The 20,856-nt window shown below is 66.8% G+C and carries 16 protein-coding genes and 1 pseudogene; 8 read left to right on the top strand and 9 right to left on the bottom strand.

Annotated elements, in window-relative coordinates:
* Positions 1 to 49: 49 nt before the first annotated feature.
* The 4 genes and pseudogenes from QM741_RS08170 to ung all read left to right on the top strand — a co-directional run bounded on the left by QM741_RS08170 (position 50) and on the right by ung (position 4,051).
* Entirely contained in the window at positions 50 to 1,483 is a 1,434-nt protein-coding gene (locus QM741_RS08170) for an amino acid permease (RefSeq protein WP_415207219.1), read from the top strand.
* A gap of 41 nt (positions 1,484 to 1,524) precedes the next feature.
* Positions 1,525 to 2,187 (top strand): annotated as a pseudogene (gene ftsE, locus QM741_RS08165) (cell division ATP-binding protein FtsE); the annotation flags it as partial.
* Positions 2,188 to 2,339: 152 nt separating this feature from the next.
* Complete coding sequence (gene ftsX, locus QM741_RS08160; RefSeq protein ID WP_415207218.1) at positions 2,340 to 3,347, top strand: permease-like cell division protein FtsX; 1,008 nt, start codon at positions 2,340 to 2,342, stop codon at positions 3,345 to 3,347.
* Positions 3,344 to 4,051 (top strand): uracil-DNA glycosylase, encoded by a 708-nt coding sequence (ung, locus tag QM741_RS08155; RefSeq protein WP_415207217.1) that lies wholly within the window; start codon positions 3,344 to 3,346, stop codon positions 4,049 to 4,051. The genes ftsX and ung overlap by 4 nt, the downstream gene beginning before the upstream one ends.
* A 112-nt stretch (positions 4,052 to 4,163) precedes the next feature.
* Here ung and rpoD read toward each other — a convergent pair whose 3' ends face one another.
* Both rpoD and dtd read right to left on the bottom strand, forming a co-directional pair.
* Complete coding sequence (rpoD, locus tag QM741_RS08150) at positions 4,164 to 6,020, bottom strand: RNA polymerase sigma factor RpoD (RefSeq protein ID WP_415207216.1); 1,857 nt, start codon at positions 6,018 to 6,020, stop codon at positions 4,164 to 4,166.
* Between the two features lie 123 nt (positions 6,021 to 6,143).
* Positions 6,144 to 6,584 carry a D-aminoacyl-tRNA deacylase gene (gene dtd / locus QM741_RS08145; protein ID WP_415207215.1) on the bottom strand — a complete coding sequence of 147 codons (441 nt, stop codon included), beginning with the start codon at positions 6,582 to 6,584 and terminating at the stop codon, positions 6,144 to 6,146.
* 119 nt (positions 6,585 to 6,703) lie between these two features.
* Here dtd and QM741_RS08140 point away from each other — a divergent pair, with 119 nt between their 5' ends.
* A complete protein-coding gene (locus QM741_RS08140) occupies positions 6,704 to 7,579 on the top strand; it encodes a lipid A biosynthesis acyltransferase (protein WP_415207214.1) in 876 nt (291 codons plus the stop codon).
* Between the two features lie 109 nt (positions 7,580 to 7,688).
* Here the strand turns inward: QM741_RS08140 and QM741_RS08135 are convergent, their stop codons facing one another.
* The 5 genes from QM741_RS08135 to QM741_RS08115 all read right to left on the bottom strand — a co-directional run bounded on the left by QM741_RS08135 (position 7,689) and on the right by QM741_RS08115 (position 12,700).
* Complete coding sequence (locus QM741_RS08135) at positions 7,689 to 7,835, bottom strand: hypothetical protein (protein WP_415207213.1); 147 nt, start codon at positions 7,833 to 7,835, stop codon at positions 7,689 to 7,691.
* Positions 7,836 to 8,064: 229 nt separating this feature from the next.
* A complete protein-coding gene (locus tag QM741_RS08130; protein ID WP_415207212.1) occupies positions 8,065 to 9,921 on the bottom strand; it encodes an NHL repeat-containing protein in 1,857 nt (618 codons plus the stop codon).
* Positions 9,918 to 11,105 (bottom strand): acyltransferase family protein, encoded by a 1,188-nt coding sequence (locus tag QM741_RS08125; RefSeq protein ID WP_415207211.1) that lies wholly within the window; start codon positions 11,103 to 11,105, stop codon positions 9,918 to 9,920. The genes QM741_RS08130 and QM741_RS08125 overlap by 4 nt, the downstream gene beginning before the upstream one ends.
* Positions 11,106 to 11,139: 34 nt before the next feature.
* Positions 11,140 to 11,892, bottom strand: a complete 753-nt coding sequence (locus QM741_RS08120; protein ID WP_415207210.1) for a tetratricopeptide repeat protein — start codon at positions 11,890 to 11,892, stop codon at positions 11,140 to 11,142.
* A gap of 154 nt (positions 11,893 to 12,046) precedes the next feature.
* Positions 12,047 to 12,700, bottom strand: coding sequence for a hypothetical protein (locus QM741_RS08115; protein ID WP_415207209.1), 654 nt, complete (start codon positions 12,698 to 12,700; stop codon positions 12,047 to 12,049).
* 169 nt (positions 12,701 to 12,869) lie between these two features.
* Between QM741_RS08115 and gpmI the strand changes: the two genes are divergently transcribed.
* The 3 genes from gpmI to QM741_RS08100 all read left to right on the top strand — a co-directional run bounded on the left by gpmI (position 12,870) and on the right by QM741_RS08100 (position 17,833).
* A complete protein-coding gene (gpmI, locus tag QM741_RS08110) occupies positions 12,870 to 14,387 on the top strand; it encodes a 2,3-bisphosphoglycerate-independent phosphoglycerate mutase (protein WP_415207208.1) in 1,518 nt (505 codons plus the stop codon).
* Positions 14,388 to 15,250: 863 nt separating this feature from the next.
* Positions 15,251 to 16,420: a murein hydrolase activator EnvC family protein gene (locus QM741_RS08105; protein ID WP_415207207.1), complete on the top strand. Its 1,170-nt coding sequence runs from the start codon at positions 15,251 to 15,253 to the stop codon at positions 16,418 to 16,420.
* Positions 16,421 to 16,516: 96 nt separating this feature from the next.
* Entirely contained in the window at positions 16,517 to 17,833 is a 1,317-nt protein-coding gene (locus QM741_RS08100; protein ID WP_415207206.1) for a S41 family peptidase, read from the top strand.
* A 13-nt stretch (positions 17,834 to 17,846) separates the two neighbouring features.
* Here QM741_RS08100 and QM741_RS08095 read toward each other — a convergent pair whose 3' ends face one another.
* Positions 17,847 to 19,442, bottom strand: coding sequence for a phytoene desaturase family protein (locus QM741_RS08095; RefSeq protein WP_415207205.1), 1,596 nt, complete (start codon positions 19,440 to 19,442; stop codon positions 17,847 to 17,849).
* Between the two features lie 61 nt (positions 19,443 to 19,503).
* Positions 19,504 to 20,793 (bottom strand): MFS transporter, encoded by a 1,290-nt coding sequence (locus QM741_RS08090; protein ID WP_415207204.1) that lies wholly within the window; start codon positions 20,791 to 20,793, stop codon positions 19,504 to 19,506.
* Positions 20,794 to 20,856: the final 63 nt, after the last annotated feature.

The raw sequence follows: 20,856 nt of genomic DNA, 5'->3' as shown, positions 1-20,856 counted from the left end.
CCCGCCGCCCCTCGGTTATGATCGCGGGTAAATCACCCGGGGAGCGCCAATGAGCCTGATCGATACCATCACGCGGCACAAATCCGTCGAGGCGTTGCAGGCCGAAGCCGGCAAGCGCGGCGATTTCCGCCGCGTGCTCGGCCTGTGGCAGCTCACCGCGATCGGCATCGGCGGCATCATCGGCGTCGGCGTGTTCGTGCTCGCCGGGCAACAGGCCGCGCTCAACGCCGGCCCTGCCGTCGCGCTCGCGTTCGTGATCGCCGGCATCGCCAGCGCCGCCGCCGCGCTGTGCTACGCCGAATTCGCCGGCATGATCCCGGTCACCGGCAGCGCCTACACCTACGGCTACGCGGTGCTCGGCGAACTGCCGGCGTGGCTGATCGGTTGGGACCTGCTGCTCGAATACGCGCTGATCGTCGCCGTCGTCGCGATCGGCTGGTCGGGCTACGTGCAGTCCGCGCTCGCGAGCGCCGGCATCGTGCTGCCGGTCTGGGCGCAGGGCGCACTCGGCACGGGCGAGGGCCGCGTGTTCAACGTGATCGCGGCGCTGGTCACGCTCGGCGTCGCCGCGCTGCTCGTGTTCCGCACCGAATGGGGCGCGCGCTTCAACACGCTCGTCGTCGCGATCAAGGTCGCTGCGGTCGCGCTCGTGATCGGCATCGGCGTGTTCTACGTGAACCCGGCGAACTGGCATCCGTTCGTGCCCGAGCGCGTGATCGATGCGAAAGGCGTCGGCCACTTCGGCTGGGGCGGCATCGCCACCGCCGCGGCGGTCGTGTTCTTCGCCGTGTTCGGCTACGACACGCTGACCACCGCGGCCGAGGAATCGAAGAATCCGCAGCGCGACCTGCCGCGCGCGGTGCTGCTCTCGCTGGGCGTGTCGATGGCGATGTACCTCGCCGTGTCGCTCGTGCTGACCGGCATCGCGCCGTATGCGACGCTCAACACCGAGGCGCCCGTGGCCGATGCGTTCAAGAGCCTCGGCCTCGACTGGGTCGCGGCGACGATTTCTGTCTCGGCCGTGTTCGGCCTGATCAGCGTGCTGTTCGCGTTCATGCTCGGCGCGGCGCGCATCTGGTACGCGCTCGCGCGCGACGGCCTGCTGCCGGACTGGTTCGCGTACGTGCATCCGCGGTACGGCACGCCGCACCGTCCGACGATCGCGCTCGGCGTGTTCACCGCGCTCGTCGCCGGCCTGTTTCCGCTCGACGAGGTCGCCAAGCTCGTCAACATCGGCGTGCTGTCGGCGTTCATCGTGATCTGCGCTTCGGTCATCGTGCTGCGCATCCGCAAGCCGGGATTGCCGCGCGCGTTCCGCACGCCGTTCGTGCCGCTCGTGCCGATCGTCGGCATCCTGTTTTCGATCTGGCTGCTGTCCGAACTCGCCGCGATCACCTGGCTCGTATTCGTGATTTGGGTGAGTTTGGGACTGATCGTGTATTTCGGCTACGGGATGCGCCATAGCGTGCTGGCCCGGCAGTAAAATCCGTATTGATCCGCGCCCGAACCCGCATTCCCGAATTCGTGATCAAATTCGAACAAGTCAGCAAGAAATATCCGTCCGGACAGGAGGCGCTGACCGATCTTTCCTTCGAGATGGACGCGGGCGAGATGGCCTTCGTCGCCGGCCACTCCGGCGCGGGGAAAAGCACGCTTTTGCGCATGGTCGCGCTGATGGACCGGCCGACGCGCGGGCAGATCACGGTCAACGGCCAGAATCTCGCCAAGACCAAGACGCGCCACGTGCCGCGCGTGCGCCGCGGCGTCGGCATGGTGTTCCAGGACCATCGCCTGCTGATGGACCGCAGCGTGTTCGACAACGTCGCCCTGCCGCTCGAGATCGCCGGCTGCACACGCGAGGAGATCGGCAAGCGCGTGCGCGCCGCGCTCGACAAGGTCGGCCTGCTCGCGCGCGAAGCGTCGGCGCCGGTGACCTTGTCGACCGGCGAGCAGCAGCGCGTCGGCATCGCGCGCGCGATCGTCGCCAAGCCGCCCGTGCTGATCGCCGACGAGCCGACCGGCAACCTCGATCCGATGCTCTCGGCCGAGATCATGAAACTGTTCGCCGAGTTCGAGCAGGTCGGCACGACCGTGCTCGTCGCCAGCCACGATCTGAATCTGATCAAGCGCATGAATAAGCGCGTGCTCGTGCTCGATCACGGCAAGCTCATCGACGACTTCCGGCCCACCAAGTCGGCGGCATCGGGGAACGTCGTCGCGCGCGCTGCGCGCGACGACCACTCCCCCTCCCCTGCGAGCGCGGCGAGTGGGGAAGGACAAGGGATGGGGGCCGGGCAGGACGCGGGTCGGCCTTCGCTTTCGCCACGTCAGGGGGACGCATGAACCGCCGTGTCGCACCCGCGCCGGCCAGGGCTGAGAAACCCGCCACGGCACCGCCCGCGCCGCGCCCGCCCGCGCGCGCGCGTTCGCGCGCCGGCGCGTGGCGCGAACATCATTCGCGCAGCTTCCGCGCGAGCCTGCGCCGGCTCGCCGCGCGCCCCGGCGCGACCGCGCTGACCCTGCTCGTGATGAGCCTCGCGCTGTGCCTGCCGTTCCTGCTCTGGTTGCTGCTCGACAATGCACGTGCGCTCGGCGGCCACCTCGACGGCGCGCGCGGGATCGGCGTGTTCCTCAAACACGGGGTCGACGCGGCCGCGGCGAAATCGTTCGCCGATGAATTGCGCAAGCGCAGCGACGTCGCCGAGGTGACGATCAGGACGCCCGAAGAAGGCCTCGCCGAATTCCGCAGCGAGTCGGGTTTTGCCGACGCGCTCAAGGTGCTGCAATCCAATCCGCTGCCGACCGTGCTGATCGTGACGCCGCAGGCCATCGCCGTGCCGAGTCGCGGCGCGCCGGCCATCGTCGAGGAGCTCGCCCACGATCCGCGCGTCGACCAGGCGCAGTACGACGCGCTCTGGCGCCAGCGCCTCGACGCGATCCTCGCCTTCGCCACGCGCCTCGCCGGCGTGCTCGCGATCCTGCTCGGGCTCGCCGCGCTGCTCGTCGTCGGCAACACCGTGCGCGGGGACATCGTCGGCCGTACCGAGGAAATCTCGGTGATGCAATTGCTCGGCGCCGACCGCGCCTTCGTGCGCCGGCCGTTCCTCTATACCGGCCTCTGGTATGGCGCGCTGGCCGGAATCGTCGCCCTGGCCCTGATCGGCGCCGTCGAGATCGCGCTCGCCGCCCCCCTCGCGCAGCTCGCCGCGAGTTACGATGGGCGCTTCGCGATCCACGGCCTGTCGATCGTCGAGGCCGCCGCGCTGCTCGGCGCGAGCATCGTGCTCGGTTGGCTCGGCGCCTGGATCGCCACGTCGCGGCAATTGACCCTGGGGCATCCGCAATGAGCGAAGACCGCATCCAGCTCGAACCGTCGTGGAAGGCGCGCGTCGGCGACTATCTGCAACGCCCCGAAATGCAGGCGCTGAGCGAATTCCTGCGCAGCGAACTGCGCAAGGGGAAAATCATCTATCCGCCGCCGAAACGCATCTTCGCCGCGCTCAACGCAACGCCATTCGACAAGGTGAAGGTCGTCATCCTCGGTCAGGATCCGTACCACGGCCCGAACCAGGCGCACGGCCTGTGCTTCTCGGTGCTGCCCGGCGTGCCGATCCCGCCTTCGCTCGAAAACATCTTCGTCGAGATCGAACGCGACCTGCACATCCCGCGCCCCGACCACGGCTGCCTGTTGCCGTGGGCGCGGCAGGGCGTGCTGCTGCTCAATGCGACGCTGACGGTGCAGGCGCACCAAGCCGGTTCGCATCAGGGCAAGGGCTGGGAAGGATTCACCGACACCGTCGTCGATCATCTCAACCGCGAGCGCGAAGGTCTCGTGTTCCTGCTCTGGGGCAGCTATGCGCAGGCCAAGGGCAAGTTGATCGACACGCGCCGCCATCTCGTGCTCAAGGCACCACACCCCTCGCCGCTGTCCGCCTACCGCGGCTTCATCGGCTGCGGCCATTTCTCGCGCGCGAACGCGTACCTGCGCGAGCACGGGCAGACCGAAATCGACTGGCGCCTGCCGCCGGCGAGCGAGATCCGTCTGGACTGAGAATTTCCCGAGCGGTTCCCCGCTTCTCCCGCACGCGCTCCATTCCGGCGGCCTGCGACGAGCCAAAAGAAAAGGCCGCATGGCGGCCTTCTCCCGGGGAGCGCGCGATGCGCTATTCGAGGTCGAGGAACGAGCGCAGCTGCTCCGAGCGGCTCGGATGGCGCAGCTTGCGCAGCGCCTTGGCTTCGATCTGACGGATGCGCTCGCGGGTGACGTCGAACTGCTTGCCGACTTCTTCCAGCGTGTGGTCGGTGTTCATGTCGATGCCGAAGCGCATGCGCAGCACCTTGGCCTCGCGCGGGGTGAGGCCGCCGAGCACGTCGCGCACGGTTTCGTGCAGGCCGGTACCGGTCGCCGCGTCGACCGGCGATTCGATGCTCGTGTCCTCGATGAAGTCGCCGAGATGCGAATCCTCGTCGTCGCCGATCGGCGTTTCCATCGAGATCGGCTCCTTGGCGATCTTGAGCACCTTGCGGATCTTGTCCTCGGGCATCTCCATTTTCACGGCCAGCTCTTCGGGGGTCGGTTCGCGGCCCATTTCCTGCAGCATGCTGCGGCTGATGCGGTTGAGCTTGTTGATCGTCTCGATCATGTGCACGGGGATGCGGATCGTGCGCGCCTGGTCGGCGATCGAGCGCGTGATCGCCTGGCGGATCCACCAGGTCGCGTAGGTCGAGAACTTGTAGCCGCGGCGGTATTCGAACTTGTCGACCGCCTTCATCAGGCCGATGTTGCCCTCCTGGATCAGGTCGAGGAACTGCAGGCCGCGGTTGGTGTACTTCTTCGCGATCGAGATCACTAGGCGCAGGTTGGCCTCGACCATTTCCTTCTTCGCGCGGCGCGCCTTGGCCTCGCCGATCGACATGGCGCGGTTGATTTCCTTGACGTCGGCGAGCGAGAGGTAGAGCGTCTTTTCGAGCGCGGCGAGCTTTTCCTGCTCGGCGAGGATCTCTTCCTTGCGCGCCTTGATCGACGACGCCCACTTCTGCTTCTTGCGGATGATGTCGTCGGCGAACTTCGGATTGGTCTCGTTCGAGGGGAACGCCTTGATGAAATCCTTGCGCGGCATGTGCGCCTGCTTGATGCAGATGTCCATGATCACGCGCTCGTGCTGGCGGATCGTGGCGACGACTTCGCGCAGCTTGCGCACGAACGCGTCGATCATGATCGACGGCAGCTTGAGCTTGAGGAAAGCCTCGGCCATCTGGCTGCGGATCTTCTGCGTCTTCCTGTCTTCGGTGCCGACCTTGCCCGCGCTCTTCTGGAACTTCACGTACAGCCCGCGCAACTCCTCCATGCGCCGCGTCACCTCGGCCGGATCGGGGCCGGTTTCGCCGGGGCCCGCTTCCTCGCCGTTTTCGTTCTCATCCTCTTCATCGCCCTTGGATGAAGCGCTCGACTCCTCGCTTTCGAGAATTTCCTCGTTGACGGCGAGTTCCGGCACTTCGAGGTCGACGAAACCGGTCAGCACCTCGGACAAGCGCTTGCGTCCTTCGACGTGCTGGTCGTACTCCTCGACGAGCAGCTGGATCGACCACGGGAAGCTGGCCAGCGCGGACTGCACCTGGCCCAGGCCCTCCTCGATGCGCTTGGCGATGGCGATCTCGCCCTCGCGCGTGAGCAGCTCGACCGTGCCCATCTCGCGCATATACATGCGCACCGGGTCGGTGGTGCGGCCGACCTCGGCGTCGACCGCGCTGAGCACGGCCACGGCCTCTTCGGTCGCGGTTTCGTCGTCCGTCGCCACCGGCGTTTCGGGCAGGATCGAATCGCCTTCCGGCGCGACCTCGTGCACCTCGATGCCCATGTCGTTGATCATGCCGATGATGTCCTCGATCTGCTCCGGATCGACGATGTCGTCGGGCAGGTGGTCGTTGACCTCGGCGTAGGTCAGGAACCCTTGTTCCTTGCCCTTGATGATCAGGGTCTTGATTTCGGATTGTTGCTGGTTGCGGGCGTCTGCGTTCATGGATTCTGCGGAGAAAAGCTAAAGACTGGAAAGTATAGGAGGGGTGTCAAATCCGGCTGGGATGGCGCGACTTGGGGCGTCCGGAGGCCGCTTCGGCGGATGGCGCGACCGGACCCGGGACGCCTATCGCGCCTCCAGCCAAAATGTCACCGGTCCGTCGTTGACCAGGCTGACCTTCATATGGGCGCCGAAACGGCCGATTTCCACTGTCGGATGGCGATTTCTCGCCAATTCGACCAGCCGGTTGAACCAATGTTCCGCATCGCGCGGCGTCGCCGCAGTGGAAAAGCCCGGGCGCATGCCCGAACGCGTGTCCGCAGCCAGCGTGAACTGCGAAACCAGCAGCAGGCCACCGCCGGTCTGCGTCAAGGATCGGTTCATTTTTCCGTCGGCGTCGGAAAACATGCGATAGCCGAGCAGGCGCTCGAGCAGGCGCCCCGCCTGCGCCTCGCCGTCGCCGGGGTGCACGCCGATCAGCGCCAGCAGGCCCGAGCCGATGCGGCCGACGGTCTCGTTCTCGACGTCCACGCGCGCCTCGGCGACGCGCTGTATCAGGGCGATCATGGCTGTCCGGTGCGACCGCATGCGCGGGCGGTGGCGCGATGGTCGCCGTTCGCCGCCGTGCGGTCAATCGTCGGCGGCGCCTGCCGCTACAATGCGGAATTTCTCCGGTTTCGCTCGACATGCGCTGGTACATCCGGATTCTTTACGGCCTCTTGCGCCTGCTCGGTTTGCTGCCCCTGCGCGCCCTGCATGCGCTCGGCGCGGGATTCGGATGGCTCGCCGCCCGCACCGACAACCCGATGCGGCGCAAGGCCGAACACACCCTCACAAGAATCAATACGTCATTTGGCGAGGAAAAGCATCAGTTCCTGCGCGAGGCGCTGGCCGAAGCGGGCAAATCCTTCTTCGAGGTGACCAAAATCTGGACGGGCGACCCCGCGCGCACGCTGGCCCTCGTGCGCGAGGTGGACGGCGGCGAGCGGTTCGACGCGGCCCTGGCCGCCGGGCGCGGCCTGATCGTCGCCGCCCCCCACCTGGGCTGCTTCGAACTGCTCAACTACTGGCTGTGCCACCGCACGAAGATCGCCATCGCCTACCGGCCGCCGCGGCAACCGGAACTGGAGCCGCTGCTGATCCGCGCGCGCGGCGGCCTCGCCGCCGAGCAGGTGCGCGCCGAAGGCAGCGCCGGCGTGCGCACGCTGTTCAGGCGGCTGGCCTCGGGAGGCGTCGTCGGCATCCTGCCCGACCAGGAGCCCAAGCAGGGCGAAGGCAAGTTCGCGCCGTTCTTCGGCCGGCCTGCGCTGACGATGGTGCTGCTCTCGCGCCTTGCGCAGCGCACCGGCGCGACCGTACTGTTCGCCTTCGCCGAGCGCCTGCCGCGCGGCGAAGGCTATGTGCTGCATTTCCTGCCCGCGCCCGAGGGCATTGCCGATCCCGATCTGCCCGCTGCGGTCGCCGCACTCAATCGCGGCGTGGAAAACTGCATCCGCCTGGCGCCGGTGCAGTACCAGTGGCACTACAAGCGGTTCTCCGCGCAGCCCGACAAAAGCGCTTGACGCGGATAGGGCCGATGACAACGGATGAGAGCAGGTAAGGGTTCGTTTTATCCGCTTGTTCCAGTTGATCCGCGCTGAAGCTCGCTCGGGAAATTCCACGCGGCAAGAGTCATTTCGACGTCTTGCGCTTTGGTTTGGACTTCGGTTGCGACTGAGACTTCGCCGGTTCGATATCGCCCGGGTCCATCAGCGTGACCGCCAGATCGCGATTCTTCGCGGCCACATTGCCCGCGTAATCGCCGGCGAAGATGCGCACGATGTAATCGCCGGGCGGCAGCGTGTCGGTGCGCCACGTGCCCGTTTCCGCGCGACCCGCGCGCAGCGAGTTCGTGACGAGGTAGCGGAAGCGCGTCGCCGCGCTGCCGTAGACGGTGATGCCGCTGGCCGGAGCGTAGGCGATCGCGGCCGCCGCGCCGTCGGCGGGCAGGCGGTCGAAGACCTGCGTGATGCGCGGCGCGTCGAATCCGGGCGCCGGGCTGCCGTCCCTACCGAGGATTCTGGTAGCCGATCGAATACAGGCCGAGGCGCCGGCGCGCTTCGTTACCGTCGACCTGGTCCCAGGCTTCGACGACGATGGAGACGCCCTGCGCGTCGCGCGGCACGATCAGCCGCCCGTGCCGCTTCTGCGCGAGGGCGCGGCCGTCCGCCGTCTGAATCTGCATGTTTTCGATATGCGGCGGCACGTGGTCGGCGAAACCGGTGAAGCCGAGCGCGATCGCGTTGCGCATGAAGCCGTTCTCGCCCCAGATCAGATGCACGTGCGCCATCGCATTCGTCGTGCCGAGCGCGTCGCCGACGCCGAAACGCGTGCCGCGGCGCACGCGCACGCGATCGACCGCGCCCTTGTCGTCGCGGAACAGTTGGAAGCGCGCTTCGTCGATCGGTTCGTCCTTGGCGTTGCGCCCGACCTTCGTGTGGATGTAGCTCAAGGTTTCGAGCGAAATGCCTTCGCGCAGTTCGCCCGCGGCCCAGGTGGCGAGCGGGTCTTCGATCTTCGCCTCGGCGATCGCGAGCACGCGCGCGCCGACGTCGTTGTGGATGTCGAGGCCGTCGTGCAGGTGGTCGAGAATCTTGCCGTCGCCGCGCACCTCGCCGACCGTGCCGACGATTTCATGGCGTGCGTTCTGCGGCCGCATCGGCCAGCGCCCCTGCGTGTCCGGCGGCGGCGCGTCGGGGGCCGGGCCGATCGGCGACGGCGCTTCGGCTAGCGCATTCGCCGCGGCCGGCCGGATCGCATGGATGCGATGGCTCGGCGCGTCGGTCAGACGCAGCGAACCGTCGGCATCGAGCACGAGGCCGGTCGGGCGCACGAAGCGGTCGCCGTCGCCACTCGCGCCGGTCAGCACGGCCATGCGCGCGTCGGGCGCGAATTGCAGCACCCTGCCGTGCGCCACGTCGCCGACGTAGAGCGTGCCGTCGCGAGCGAGCGCGAGGCTCAGCGGCCGGCGCAGCAATACCTTGTCGTCCAGCGCCGTCGCGCGTGCGAACGTGCTCACTTTGCCGTCGGGCGCGATGCGGCGGATCGCGCCGTTGCCCGTGTCGGCGACCCAAACCGTGCCGCCGTCGTCGACGGTCAGCGCACATGGCGTATCGAAGCTCGCCTCCGCGCCGGTGCCGTCGCCGTAGTCCGGCGCATCGCCGCCGGCGAGCGTGCTCACGACGCCGTCGGTGCCGATCGCGCGGATGCGGTCGTTGTAGGTGTCGGCGACGTATACTTTTCCACTTCTGTCGACGGCGACGCCGATCGGCGCATCGAATTGCGCTTGCGCGGCGGGGCCATCGCGGTAGCCGGCCGTGCCGGTGCCGGCGAGCGTCGTCACCGCGCCCTGCGGCGTGATCTTGCGGATGGCGTGGTTGCCGGTGTCGGCCACGTAGAGATTGCCCGCCGCGTCGAGCGCCAGGCCCGACGGCGTATTGAACTCGGCCGCGGCGCCGGAGCCGTCCTTGAAACCTTCGCCGCCGCCGGCCAGCGTCGAAACGCTGCCGTCCGCGGCGATCCTGCGGATGCGGTTGGCGTTGCCCGCATCGGCGACGTAAACATTGCCGCGCGCATCGACGGCGATGCCCCACGGATCGGACCAGCGCGCCTGCGCCGCGGGGCCGTCGCGCAGTCCGTCGATGCCGTCGCCCGAGACGAGGACAATGCGCGCTGGCCAGCCGAGCGCCGTCGGTTTCGGCTTGGCCGCGGCCGACTCGGACTTGGATGCGGGCGGAGCGGAAGGCTCGGTCGAATATCTGTGGAAAAGTATAAAAAAGGATAATGCGGCAACGAGCGCGGCCGCGAGCGGGATAAGCCGGCGCGGCAATGCCGAGGTTCGTTTCGTCGTGCGCCGATTCGTCATGCGGCCGTTGCCTGCACGCCGGGCTTCGCGTTGCCGCCGCCGAACCGCTGCCGCAGCCTATGCTCGATCGGCTGCGAGAAGCCGCCTGCGACGGCGAGGCCGAGCAGCCATGCGAGCGCCAGCGTCGGCGCGTACCAGAGGAAGCCCCAGCGCATGTCGAATCCGCCGGTGCGGAAAACGGCGACGATCGCAAACACGACGAACATGTGGAACAGGTAGATTTCGTAACTCAGGCGGCCGCAGGAACGCAGCCAGCCCAATCCGCGCAACTGCCATGGTCGTGCCGTGGCCGATTGCCAGTGCAAACCGAGAATCAGGCTGGCGGCGCTGCCGGTCAGCAGCCATGCGTTGTACTCGCGCATCGTCTTCCACACGAAGGGGCCGGCGAAAAAAACGGCGCAGAGTCCGGCGATGCCGAGCGCGCACAGCAGCGGCGCCAGCCGGCGCGGCGGTCGTGAGATGCGTACTGCGAGCATTGCGATCAACACGCCGAGCGCGATCGCCGACATGCCGGGCAGATACGCTTCCTGATACCAGATGCCGCCGCCGGCCGCGTGCAGCGCCATGCGCACGAACGGCAGCGAAAACACGAGCGCGACCAACACGGCGACGAACATCCAGCGCACGCGGCCCAGGGTCAGGCAGACCAGCGGAAAAACGAGATAGAACGCTTCCTCGACCGCCAGCGACCACATCACGTTCCAGCCTCCGGGCAGGTAGCCCGTGCGGCCTTCGTACCAGTTCACATGGAATCCGAGCGCGGCGAAGATCGCGCCGCCGAGCGATTGGTCCGGTTTGTCGATCACGTAGTACGGCACGCCGGCCAGATGAAGCGCGCTCAACAGCGCGACGACGAGCAACAGCGTGGGCAGGATGCGGGAAGCGCGGTACAGATAGAACTGCGCAGCGGAAAACGCGCTCAACCTTCCCCAGCGCCGGATCGCGCCCTGCGTGATGAGGAATCCCGAAATCACGAAGAAGATCGCGACCGATTCCCCGCCATTCTCGCTCGCGCCTTCAAGAAGCCAGGTCGGCAAGATCGCCGTCAGCGCGGTTTTCGTCAGCGGAATGCGAATCGCGAGATGGTGCATCACGACGCAGAGGATCGACACGCCGCGCAACGCATCGATGCCGCGGTTGCGGTCGAGTACGGTTGCGCCCGGCGGCGCGGAAAGAGGATTCAAGGGCGGGGAATTCCGGAAGACGATCGAGGCGGTATCAACCCGGCCCAAGGCCGGCGAGGTCGCGCTTGGCCGCATCGAGCCAGTGCGCTTCCTTGCGCCGATAATAGCTCGGCGACACCTTGGCGCGCTTGAGCATGTCGTTGAACACCTCGCGCGCCTCGCGGAAACGCGAGCGCTGCACGAGCAGGGCGCCGTAGCAATAGCGCGCCTCCTCGCCGGGGTAGCTCGTGGCCAGATCGCGGTAGCGCGCGAGCGCGGCGGCGGGGTCACCGAGCGCCTCGTCGATGCGCGTGCGCAAAAGATCGGCGTCGTTGGAGCGAAGCTGGGGATTCGTCGCCGACAGCTTGTCCAGCGTATCGCGTGCGCCGGCGAAATCGTCAAGCCCAGCCAGCGCACGCGCCAGCCCCAGCAAAAAGCCAGCATCGTTCGCGTTCATCCCGGTCAGCACGGAGCGGTACAGCTCGGCCGCGTTGGCATAGTCGCCGAGGTTCAGGCATTCCTCGGCCAGCGCACGGCGGTTATCGACGGTGTCGGCGAGTTCGAGGCGCTGCTCGATCTGCTTGCGCCGGCGCTCGGGCGCCACCGTGTCGAGCATCTTCGTCGCGGTCTTGCGCGCGCGCGGATCGTGACGCAGGTCGGGCAGCACGTTCGCCATCACGTAGATGGCGACGCCGAGATAGGAGCCGATCAGGATGATCCAAATCCAGTACAGCTCGCGGCGCGTGCGCACGACATGCACCGCGCAGGCGATCTGCAGGGCGAGCGAGAGGAGGACGAGTATCGGCATGCGCGCGGATCATAACAAACCGTGCCTTGCTCGATTCACCCGCCGCACTGAAGATTTTCAGCGCAGATCGGGGCGTATGGCTCCATTCGCGTAAATCCGCGTTTGTTCGCTCCGGTCCGCGGCAAATACCTGTGTCCGGGATGTGCCGGGACGATCAGCCGGGCGGCTGGTCGCCGCTGAACTTCTGCGCGGTCGCGCCTTCGACGGCGCCGATCGTGGCACTGTCGCTGACCCACAATTCGACTTCGCGCTTGAACTTCAGCGTGCCCTGCACGACCGCGTGCGGGCCGATCACGATGCGCGGCTTGTGCGAATTGAAGTTGAGCCAGCTGTGGTTCTCCTCGACGACGATGCCGCCTTCGACGCGCGAATTCGCGCCGATCGTGATGTCGCCGTTGACCGTCTCGATGCCGCCGCCGATGTGCGCCGCGTCGAGCCGGATGCCGCCGTTGACGTTCGACGTCTTGCCGGCCACGTCGGCGCCTTGCGCGAGGGTGATCGAGCCGTTGACCACGTTGACCGTGCCGCCGACTTTTGCGTTGCCGCCAAGCTTGATGCCGCCGTTGACCGACTCGACCGAATCGAGCGTGGCGCCGGCATCGACGCTGATGCCGCCGTTGACCGTCTCCGCGCTCTTCGCATGCGCGTTCGCGCCGACGTGGATACCGCCGTTGACCGTGCTGAGCTTGCCGGCGCTGTCGCCATCGGCAATGGCGATGCCGCCGTTGACCTTGTCGACGTCATCCTGGGCGAAGGCCGGCGCGGCGAGGCCGAGCGCAAGCAGCAGGGCGAGCTTGGTGCAAATCATGGAAGTCTCCCGTGGGTGTGATCGAGTCTGCCGGATTTCAGATGCGAGGACAGCTGAAAAGGTTTATCGCTTCCTGCACCGTCATTCCCCGCGAAGGCCGGAATGACGGCGCGCTTCGTATTTCCGCTACCATTGCAGGATACCGCCGCAAGTCCAAGGAAACCCCGCCGTGTCCGCGCCGAAGCCCGTACTTCTGTTGATCCTCGATGGCTGGGGCCATCGCGACGACCCCAAGAACAACGCGCTCGCGCAAGCGGACCTGCCGACCTGGCATCACCTGCTCGCGACGTATCCGCACACGCTGGTGGAAACGCACGGCCGCTTCGTCGGCCTGCCGGACGGGCAGATGGGCAATTCCGAAGTCGGCCACATGAACATCGGTGCCGGCCGCGTCGTCTACCAGGACCTGACTCGCATCGACGCGGCGATCGAGGACGGCAGCTTCTTCGCCAATCCCGCGCTGATCGGCGCCTGCGTCGCTGCGAAGGACGCGACACTGCATATGTTCGGCCTGCTTTCGCCGGGCGGTGTGCATTCGCAGGAAGAACACATTTTCGCGATGCTCGATCTGGCATCGAGGCAGGGCGTCGCGCGCGTTGCCGTGCATGCGTTTCTCGACGGCCGCGACACCCCGCCGCAAAGCGCGCGCGCCTCGCTCGAAAAACTTCAGGCGAAATGTGCCGCGCTTGGCAATGCGCGCATCGCCACAGTCGGCGGACGCTACTACGCGATGGATCGGGACAAACGCTGGGAACGCGTCAAGCTGGCCTGGGACGCCATCGTCGATGCGCAGGCCGAATTCCGTGCGGACGACGCTCTGGCCGCGCTCGCTGCCGCGTATGCGCGCGGCGAGACCGACGAGTTCGTCAAGCCGACGGTGATCGGTGCCGGCGCCAAAGTCGCCGACGGCGATGCGATCGTCTACATGAACTTCCGCTCCGACCGCGCACGCCAGTTGACGCAGGCGTTCGTCGATCCGAAGTTCGCCGGTTTCGAGGCGCGCCGCCCCAGGCTGTCGGCGTTCGTCACGCTGACCGAATACAGCGCCGACTTGCCGGTCACCGCAATCGCCTATCCGCCGCAGTCGCTCGCCAACTCGCTCGGCGAATACCTTGCCGCGAAGGGGCTCGCCCAACTGCGCATCGCCGAAACGGAGAAGTACGCGCACGTCACTTTCTTCTTCTCCGGCGGCCGCGAGGCGCCGTATGCGCACGAGGACCGCATCCTCGTGCCGAGCCCGAAGGTCGCCACCTACGACCTGCAGCCGGAAATGAGCGTGCCCGAGGTCGCCGACAGGCTCGCCGCGGCGATTCGCGGCAGGAAGTACGACTTCATCGTCTGCAACATCGCCAATGCCGACATGGTTGGCCACACCGGCAAACTCGACGCCGCGATCAAGGCCGCCGAGGCGGTCGACGCCGCGCTCGCGAAGATTCTCGCCGCGATCCTCGACGCGGGCGGCGAAATGCTGATCAGCGCCGACCACGGCAACTTCGAGCAGATGCTCGACGACAACGGCGTGCCGCATACCCAGCACACGGTCGGCCCGGTGCCGCTCGTCTACGTCGGTCGCAAGGCCACGCTCGAACACGGCGCACTGAAGGATCTGGCGCCGACGGCGCTGGCGCTGCTGGGGCTGGCGCAGCCGGCGGAGATGACCGGTCATTCGCTCGTCCGCTTCGCTTGATTCGCTTTTTGCTTTTTTTCCCGCCATTCCGGCGCAAGCCGGAATCGCTTTCGCCCGTCATTCCCGCGTGCTTCCGGCGGGAATCCAGTGTCTTCGACTTTTTTAAGAGCCAGAGCTTCCACTCGCCCTACGGGCGAGCGTCTTCCTTTCTTTGCTCGTGCAAAGAAAGGAAGCAAAGAAACACGCCCCAGAGCATTGCGCCTTTCGGGCATCCTGCCCGAAAGGTCCGCGTCAGCGGCCGGGCTTCGCTGACTGCACGTCCCTGTGCAGGCAGCGAAGTCGGCGCGATCCCTCGCGCCGCCCCTGCGGGCTCTTCCGTCCGCTGCCGCCGCAATGCAATGGGGACCCGAAAGCCAGAGCAGCGCGCTCCTGCGCGCAGAAGCAAAATCAAAAGCACTCCACACGTCGAAGCTCTTGATCTGGCTCGTGATCTGGCTCGTGATCTTCGGGTCCCCGTTTGCCGCGGCGAGGGCAGGACGGAAACGCCCGCAGGGTCGCGCGCACGATGCGCGCGAGTTCGTTGTACGCACACGGACGTGCGTTCAACGAACCCCGGCCTGACCTCGCGGACTCGCAGCGTAGCTGCGAGCGCGGCATCCGGGGTGTGTTCTCTTTGGTTACTTTCTCTTGCACAAGCAAGAGAAAGTGACCCGCGCGCCGGACGCGCGCGGAAAGGCGAACGGATGCGGTCAGAACAGAATCAAGAGCCAGAGCAAAAGCTGGATTCCCGCTTTCGCTGGAATGACGAGCAAAGGCCAAGGTGCTGGATTACACGCGGCATTCCTGCCGCGTGCCCTTCGGGCCATTCGCTGCGCGAATGTTCGCTTCGGCATCCCTGCCTGCGCAGTCCGGCTTTCGCCGGAATGACGAGCAAGATCGCGGTGGCGATCGCATCGGCTGTCATCAGCCTGATCGGCACAAACTCGGCCCACGCGCAAAACGACGAAACGCAACGCAACGCGCAGGAAACGCAGGCGAAGCAAAAACTCGAAACCGTTCGCGCCGAGATCAAGAAAATCGTCGATGCGCAGAAGGAAACCGCGGCAAAGAAGGACGAAGCCGCCGCCGCGCTGCGCGAGCAGGACCTCAAGGTCGCCGCCACGGCAAAGGAACTGCGCTCCATCGACCAGAAGCTCGCCGAGCAACAGGATCGGTTGAAGCAGTCGGAAACCCGGCGCGACGCGCTCGACGTCAAGCTCGCCGCACAGCGCGAAACCCTGGCCGCGCTGCTTCGCGCGGCCTACGTCGTCGGCCGGGGCGAGGAATTGAAACTGCTGCTCGCGCAGGAGGACGTCGCGAAGATCGGCCGCATGCTCGAGTATTTCCATTACTTCGAGCGTGCGCGCGTCGAGCAGATCCAGGCGCTGCTCAAGGACCTCGACGCGCTGGCCGAAGTGCACAAGGCGATCGACGCGGAAACCGCGCAGCTCGCCGCGACGCGCGCGCAACGCGCCGACGAAGCCGGGCAACTCGACGCCGAACGCGCGCAGCGCGCGCAGGCGCTCGCCGATCTCGACAGGCAGATCAAGGACGACCAGGCGCGGCTCGCCGCGCTCGGCCAAGACGAGAAAAATCTGAACGACCTGCTCGCCAAACTGCGCGACGTGTTCGCCGACATCCCCAAGCAGATCGCCGGCGCGGAACCGTTCGCCTCGATGCGCGGTCGATTGAGCTGGCCCGTGCGTGGTCGGCTGGTCTCGGGTTTCGGCGCGAAATCGGGCGAGCATGTCAGCAATGGCGTCGTGATCGCCGCGGCGGAAGGCGCCGAAGTGCATGCCGTGTCGCACGGTCGCGTCGTGTTCGCCGACTGGATGCGCGGCTTCGGCTTGCTGCTGATCGTCGACCACGGCGATGGTTATCTGAGCTTGTACGGCTACAACGAAACCCTGCTCAAGGACGTCGGCGACTGGGTCGATGCAAACGAGGTTGTCGCGACGAGCGGCGCCACAGGCGGCCAGAAGACAGCGGGTGTGTACTTCGAGCTGCGCGCGCAGGGCAAGCCAATCGATCCACGCGGCTGGCTCAGGCCTTGATTGGACGTGCGGCGGCACTATGAAATGTATAGGCTTCTTTTTCTGCCGTCATTCCCGCTTTCGCGGGAATGACGGCTCCATGTAAGGTTCATTCCGATGTCGAACAAACTCATCGTTTTCATGCTGGCCATTGCGACAAACATTTCTGTCGCCCGCGCCGACGAGGCCACGCCCGACACGCCGCCTGCGGCGGCCGAAGCGGCGAAGAAGACCGCGCTCGACATCAACGACGTGCGCGCGTTCGCCGCGGTGTTCGCGTTGGTCAAGCAGGCCTACGTCGAGCCGGTCGACGACAGGACCCTGCTGCAATCCGCGGTCAAAGGCATGCTCGCCAACCTCGATCCGCATAGCGAATACCTCGACGAGAAGGCGATGTCCGATCTGTCGGAAGACACCACCGGCAGCTACAACGGCCTCGGCATCGAAGTGCTCACGGTCGAGGGCACGCTGCGCGTGGTCGCGCCGATCGACGATTCGCCCGCCGAGCGCGGCGGCATCAAGGCGGGCGACACGATCGTGCGCATTGATGGCAAGCCGATCACCGCGGAGAACGCGAACGAGGCATCGAACATGCTGCGCGGCAAGGTCGGCACCGAAGTCACGCTGAGCGTGGTGCACGAGGGCGCGAGCGCGCCGGTCGACGTCAAGCTGACGCGCCAGACGATCCGCGTCGCCAGCGTGCGCGCACGCTGGATCGAACTCGGCTACGCCTACCTGCGCATCGCCCAGTTCCAGGAGGACACGGGCGGCGAAGTGAAACGCAAGCTGGCCAAGCTGCGCGACAAGAACCAGCCGGTGAAAGGCCTCGTGCTCGACCTGCGCAGCAATCCGGGCGGGCTGCTCACTTCGGCCGTCGAAGTCAGCGACGATTTCCTCGACTCGGGCGTGATCGTCACGACCCGCGGCCGGCTCAAACAATCCGACCTCGCCTTCCACGCCACGCCGGGCGATCTGATCGACGGCGCGCCGATCGTCGTGCTCGCCGACAACGGCACAGCTTCGGCCGCCGAGATCGTCGCCGGCGCGCTCAAGGACAACCACCGCGCGCTGATCATGGGCCGGCGCACGTTCGGCAAGGGTTCGGTGCAGACCGTGCTGCCGCTCGACGATACGCATGCGATCAAGCTGACCACCGCGCGCTACTACACGCCGAGCGGCATCTCGATCCAGGCCGAGGGCATCAAACCCGACATCGAACTGGGCGACCTCAAGCTCGTCGCGCGCGATACGCCGCCGAGCTTCATCACCGGCGAACGCGACCTGCCCAATCACCTGAAAGGCACGAACGAAAAAAGCGGCGACGAGGACAAGCCCGAAGCGCGCGGCAACACGGACGACTACGCGCTGACCGAAGCGGTGAACGTGCTCAAGGGGCTGGCCTTGCAGCACAAGCCGGTCGACGGGAAAGGCTGAAGCCCGCGCCGTTTCAGCGCATATCCTTGACGATCACCTGCGCCGCATTGTGCCCCGGTGCGCCGGTCACGCCGCCGCCCGGATGCGTGCCCGCGCCGCACAGGTACAGGCCCGGCATTGCGCCGCGATAGCCGCCCTGGCCGAGCATCGGCCGCGCGCTGAACAGCTGGTTGAGCGTGAGCGCACCGTGCATGATGTCGCCGCCGACCAGGCCGAAATCGCGTTCGAGGTCGAGCGGCGACTTGATCTGGCGGCCGACGACGAGGCTCTTGAAGCCCGGCGCGAACTTGTCGACAGTCGCGATCATCAGGTCGGCGACTTCCTCGCGGCAGTCGTCCCAGGTCTTGCCGTTCGGCAGCGTCGGCGCAACCTGCTGGCAGAACAGGCTGGCGACGTGCCGGCCCTTCGGCGCAAGCGAGTCGTCGAGCGTGGACGGAATCAGCATCTCGACGATCGGCTCGCGCGACCAGCCGTAGGCGCGCGCATCGAGCCAGGCGCGGTCCATGTAGTCGATGCTCGGCGCCATGATGATGCCGGCGGTCAGATGGTCGCCGTCGCCGGGCAGGCAGGAGAAACTTGGCAGTCCCGACAGCGCGACGTTCATGCGGAACGTGCCGGAACCGCATTTGTAATTCGCCATGCGCTCGCGCGTCAGCGCCGGCACGTTTTTCCGGTCGAACAGACGCTCGTAGAGCAGCTTCGGGTTGACGTTGGCCACGAGCGCGCGCGCGCGCAGCGTCTCGCCCCGGTCGGTGACGACACCGACAGCCTTGCCTCCTTCGACGATCACTTCGCGCACGCCGCTGCCCGTGCGGATCTGCGCGCCCGCCGCCGCGGCCGCCTTCGCCATCGCCTGCGTGATCGCGCCCATGCCGCCCATCGCGTGGCCCCACGCGCCCTTGACGCCGTTGACCTCGCCGAACACGTGGTGCAGCAGCACGTAGGCGCTGCCCGGCGTGTACGGGCTCGCGTAGTTGCCGACGATGCCGTCGAAACCGAGCACGGCCTTGATCGGCTCGCTTTCGAAAAAGCGGTCGAGGTATTCGGCGGCGGAAATCGAAAACAGGTCGAGTAGTTCCAGACGCATCTGCTCGTCGAGCGCGGACAGGCGCTTGCCGAGCTTACCGGCGCGGATCAGCTCGGGCAGCGCTTTGATCCAGCCGCCCGAAGTCATGTTCGGCGGCGCTTCGAGCGCGAGTTCGCGCAGCACGTCGGCGATCCGATCGAGGCGGCGCTCGTACTCGGGCAGGATCTCAGCGTCCTTCTTCGAGAATTTCGCCACCTCCTCGCGCGTGCGGCCGGCGCCGGTCAAGAGATACGTGCCGTCGGGGCGCGGCAGGAAATTGCTGGCCTTGCGCAGCACGATCTCCAGCCCGTGCTTTTCGAGTTCGAGATCGCGGATCACCTTCGGCTGCAACAGCGAGACGGTGTACGCAGCGACCGAGTTGCGGAATCCCGGATGGAATTCCTCGGTCACCGCCGCGCCGCCGACGACGTCTCGCTTTTCGAGCACGCAGACTTTGAGTCCCGCCTTGGCGAGATAGGCGGCGCAGACGAGGCCGTTGTGGCCGCCGCCGATCAGGATCGCATCGAGTGGGATCGTGTTCATCGCACGATGGGAGACGAGTGCATCGGGCGATTATGGCGAGCGAGGCGAGGCGCTGCCAGCATCAGACGGAAGACGGCGCATACGCCGGCCGCCGTGCGGTGAGCAGCACGACCGCGATGCCGAGAAGGCACAGCGCGGCGACGTAATGCGCCGGCGCGAGGCGGTCGAACCGGAGCGCCCAGCCGATGAAGACCGGCGTCAATCCGCCGAATAGCGCGTAGGCCAGGTTGTACGAAAACGCGACACCGGTGAAGCGCACCGGCGCGGGGAACGCGCGCACGAGCAAGGTCGGGATCACGCTGACCACGCCGACGCTCAAGCCCGCGACGAACGACAGCGGATACAGGAATTGCGGCGCCGCGGCGACGCCGAGATAGAAAGCGTAGACGACGCCGATCAGCGCGGCGCAGCCGAGCGCGGACACGCGCGTCGTGCCGAAGCGATCCGCGGCCAAACCAAAGCCGAGATTGCCGAGCGCGAGGCCCACGGTCGCGATCGTGTCGGCGGTGAAGGCGACCGCCGGCGCGATGCCGTCGAGCTTCTGGAACAGCTTCGGCGTCATCAGGATCGTGACCACGACCGCCGCCGTGAGCACCCAGGTCAGCGCGATGCAGGCCAGCACCGCCGCGCCGTGGCCGCGCAGCGCGATCTTGAGCGGCAGTTCGCGCGCCAGTTCCCGGCGCTGGCGGATCGCCTCGAACACCGGCGTCTCCTCGAGCATGCCGCGCAGTTGCACGGCGATGAAGCCGAACAAGCCGCCGAGCAGGAACGGCACGCGCCAACCCCAGTCCAGCATCTGCGCCGGGGTGAGCGCGGCGTTCAATGCGGCGGCGAGCAGCGAGCCGGTCAGAATGCCCAGCGTCAGGCCCGAGGTCAGCGTGCCGCAGGCGAACGCGGTGCGCGTCGCCGGCACGTGCTCGGCGACGAAGGTCCACGCGCCGGGCACTTCACCGCCGACCGCCGCGCCCTGCACGATGCGCAGTACGAGCAGCGCGAGCGGCGCGAGATAGCCGATCTGCGCATAGGTCGGCAGCAGGCCGATCAGCAGCGTCGGCACGGCCATCAGGAACACGCTCAGCGTGAACATGCGCTTGCGCCCGCCGCGGTCGCCGAAATGCGCCATGACCACGCCGCCGAGCGGACGCGCGAAATAGCCGGCCGCGAACACGCCCCAGGTCTGCAGTTCGCGCAGCCACGGCGCGGTGTCGGCAGGGAAGAACAGCGCGCCGATCTGCTCGGCGAGATAGACGAAGATGATGAAGTCGTAGAACTCGAGCGCGCCGCCGAGCGCGGCGAGCGAGAGGGTTTTCAGGTCCTGGCGGGAAAGCGTCGTGCTTGAAGCGAAAGCCATGGCTTGTTCGACTCGTATCGCGAAGAAAACCGCCGTCATTCCCGCGAAAGCGGGAATCCATTT

Origin of the sequence: Rudaea sp. (genome assembly GCF_047601565.1) — a bacterium.
GTDB lineage: Bacteria > Pseudomonadota > Gammaproteobacteria > Xanthomonadales > Rhodanobacteraceae > Rudaea.
The sequence above is the reverse complement of the archived record's forward strand: the minus strand, read 5'-3'. Positions and strand labels throughout refer to the sequence as shown.

What these genes read in the sequence shown, in the direction of transcription:
- QM741_RS08115 (WP_415207209.1), bottom strand. Translation starts at nt 12,700, where the DNA reads ATGATTTGCACCAAGCTCGCCCTGCTGCTTGCGCTCGGCCTCGCCGCG.
- QM741_RS08105 (WP_415207207.1), top strand. Translation starts at nt 15,251, where the DNA reads ATGACGAGCAAGATCGCGGTGGCGATCGCATCGGCTGTCATCAGCCTG.
- QM741_RS08120 (WP_415207210.1), bottom strand. Translation starts at nt 11,892, where the DNA reads ATGCCGATACTCGTCCTCCTCTCGCTCGCCCTGCAGATCGCCTGCGCG.
- ftsX (WP_415207218.1), top strand. Translation starts at nt 2,340, where the DNA reads ATGAACCGCCGTGTCGCACCCGCGCCGGCCAGGGCTGAGAAACCCGCC.
- QM741_RS08130 (WP_415207212.1), bottom strand. Translation starts at nt 9,921, where the DNA reads ATGACGAATCGGCGCACGACGAAACGAACCTCGGCATTGCCGCGCCGG.
- ung (WP_415207217.1), top strand. Translation starts at nt 3,344, where the DNA reads ATGAGCGAAGACCGCATCCAGCTCGAACCGTCGTGGAAGGCGCGCGTC.
- QM741_RS08095 (WP_415207205.1), bottom strand. Translation starts at nt 19,442, where the DNA reads ATGAACACGATCCCACTCGATGCGATCCTGATCGGCGGCGGCCACAAC.
- QM741_RS08100 (WP_415207206.1), top strand. Translation starts at nt 16,517, where the DNA reads ATGTCGAACAAACTCATCGTTTTCATGCTGGCCATTGCGACAAACATT.
- QM741_RS08090 (WP_415207204.1), bottom strand. Translation starts at nt 20,793, where the DNA reads ATGGCTTTCGCTTCAAGCACGACGCTTTCCCGCCAGGACCTGAAAACC.
- rpoD (WP_415207216.1), bottom strand. Translation starts at nt 6,020, where the DNA reads ATGAACGCAGACGCCCGCAACCAGCAACAATCCGAAATCAAGACCCTG.
- dtd (WP_415207215.1), bottom strand. Translation starts at nt 6,584, where the DNA reads ATGATCGCCCTGATACAGCGCGTCGCCGAGGCGCGCGTGGACGTCGAG.
- QM741_RS08170 (WP_415207219.1), top strand. Translation starts at nt 50, where the DNA reads ATGAGCCTGATCGATACCATCACGCGGCACAAATCCGTCGAGGCGTTG.
- QM741_RS08140 (WP_415207214.1), top strand. Translation starts at nt 6,704, where the DNA reads ATGCGCTGGTACATCCGGATTCTTTACGGCCTCTTGCGCCTGCTCGGT.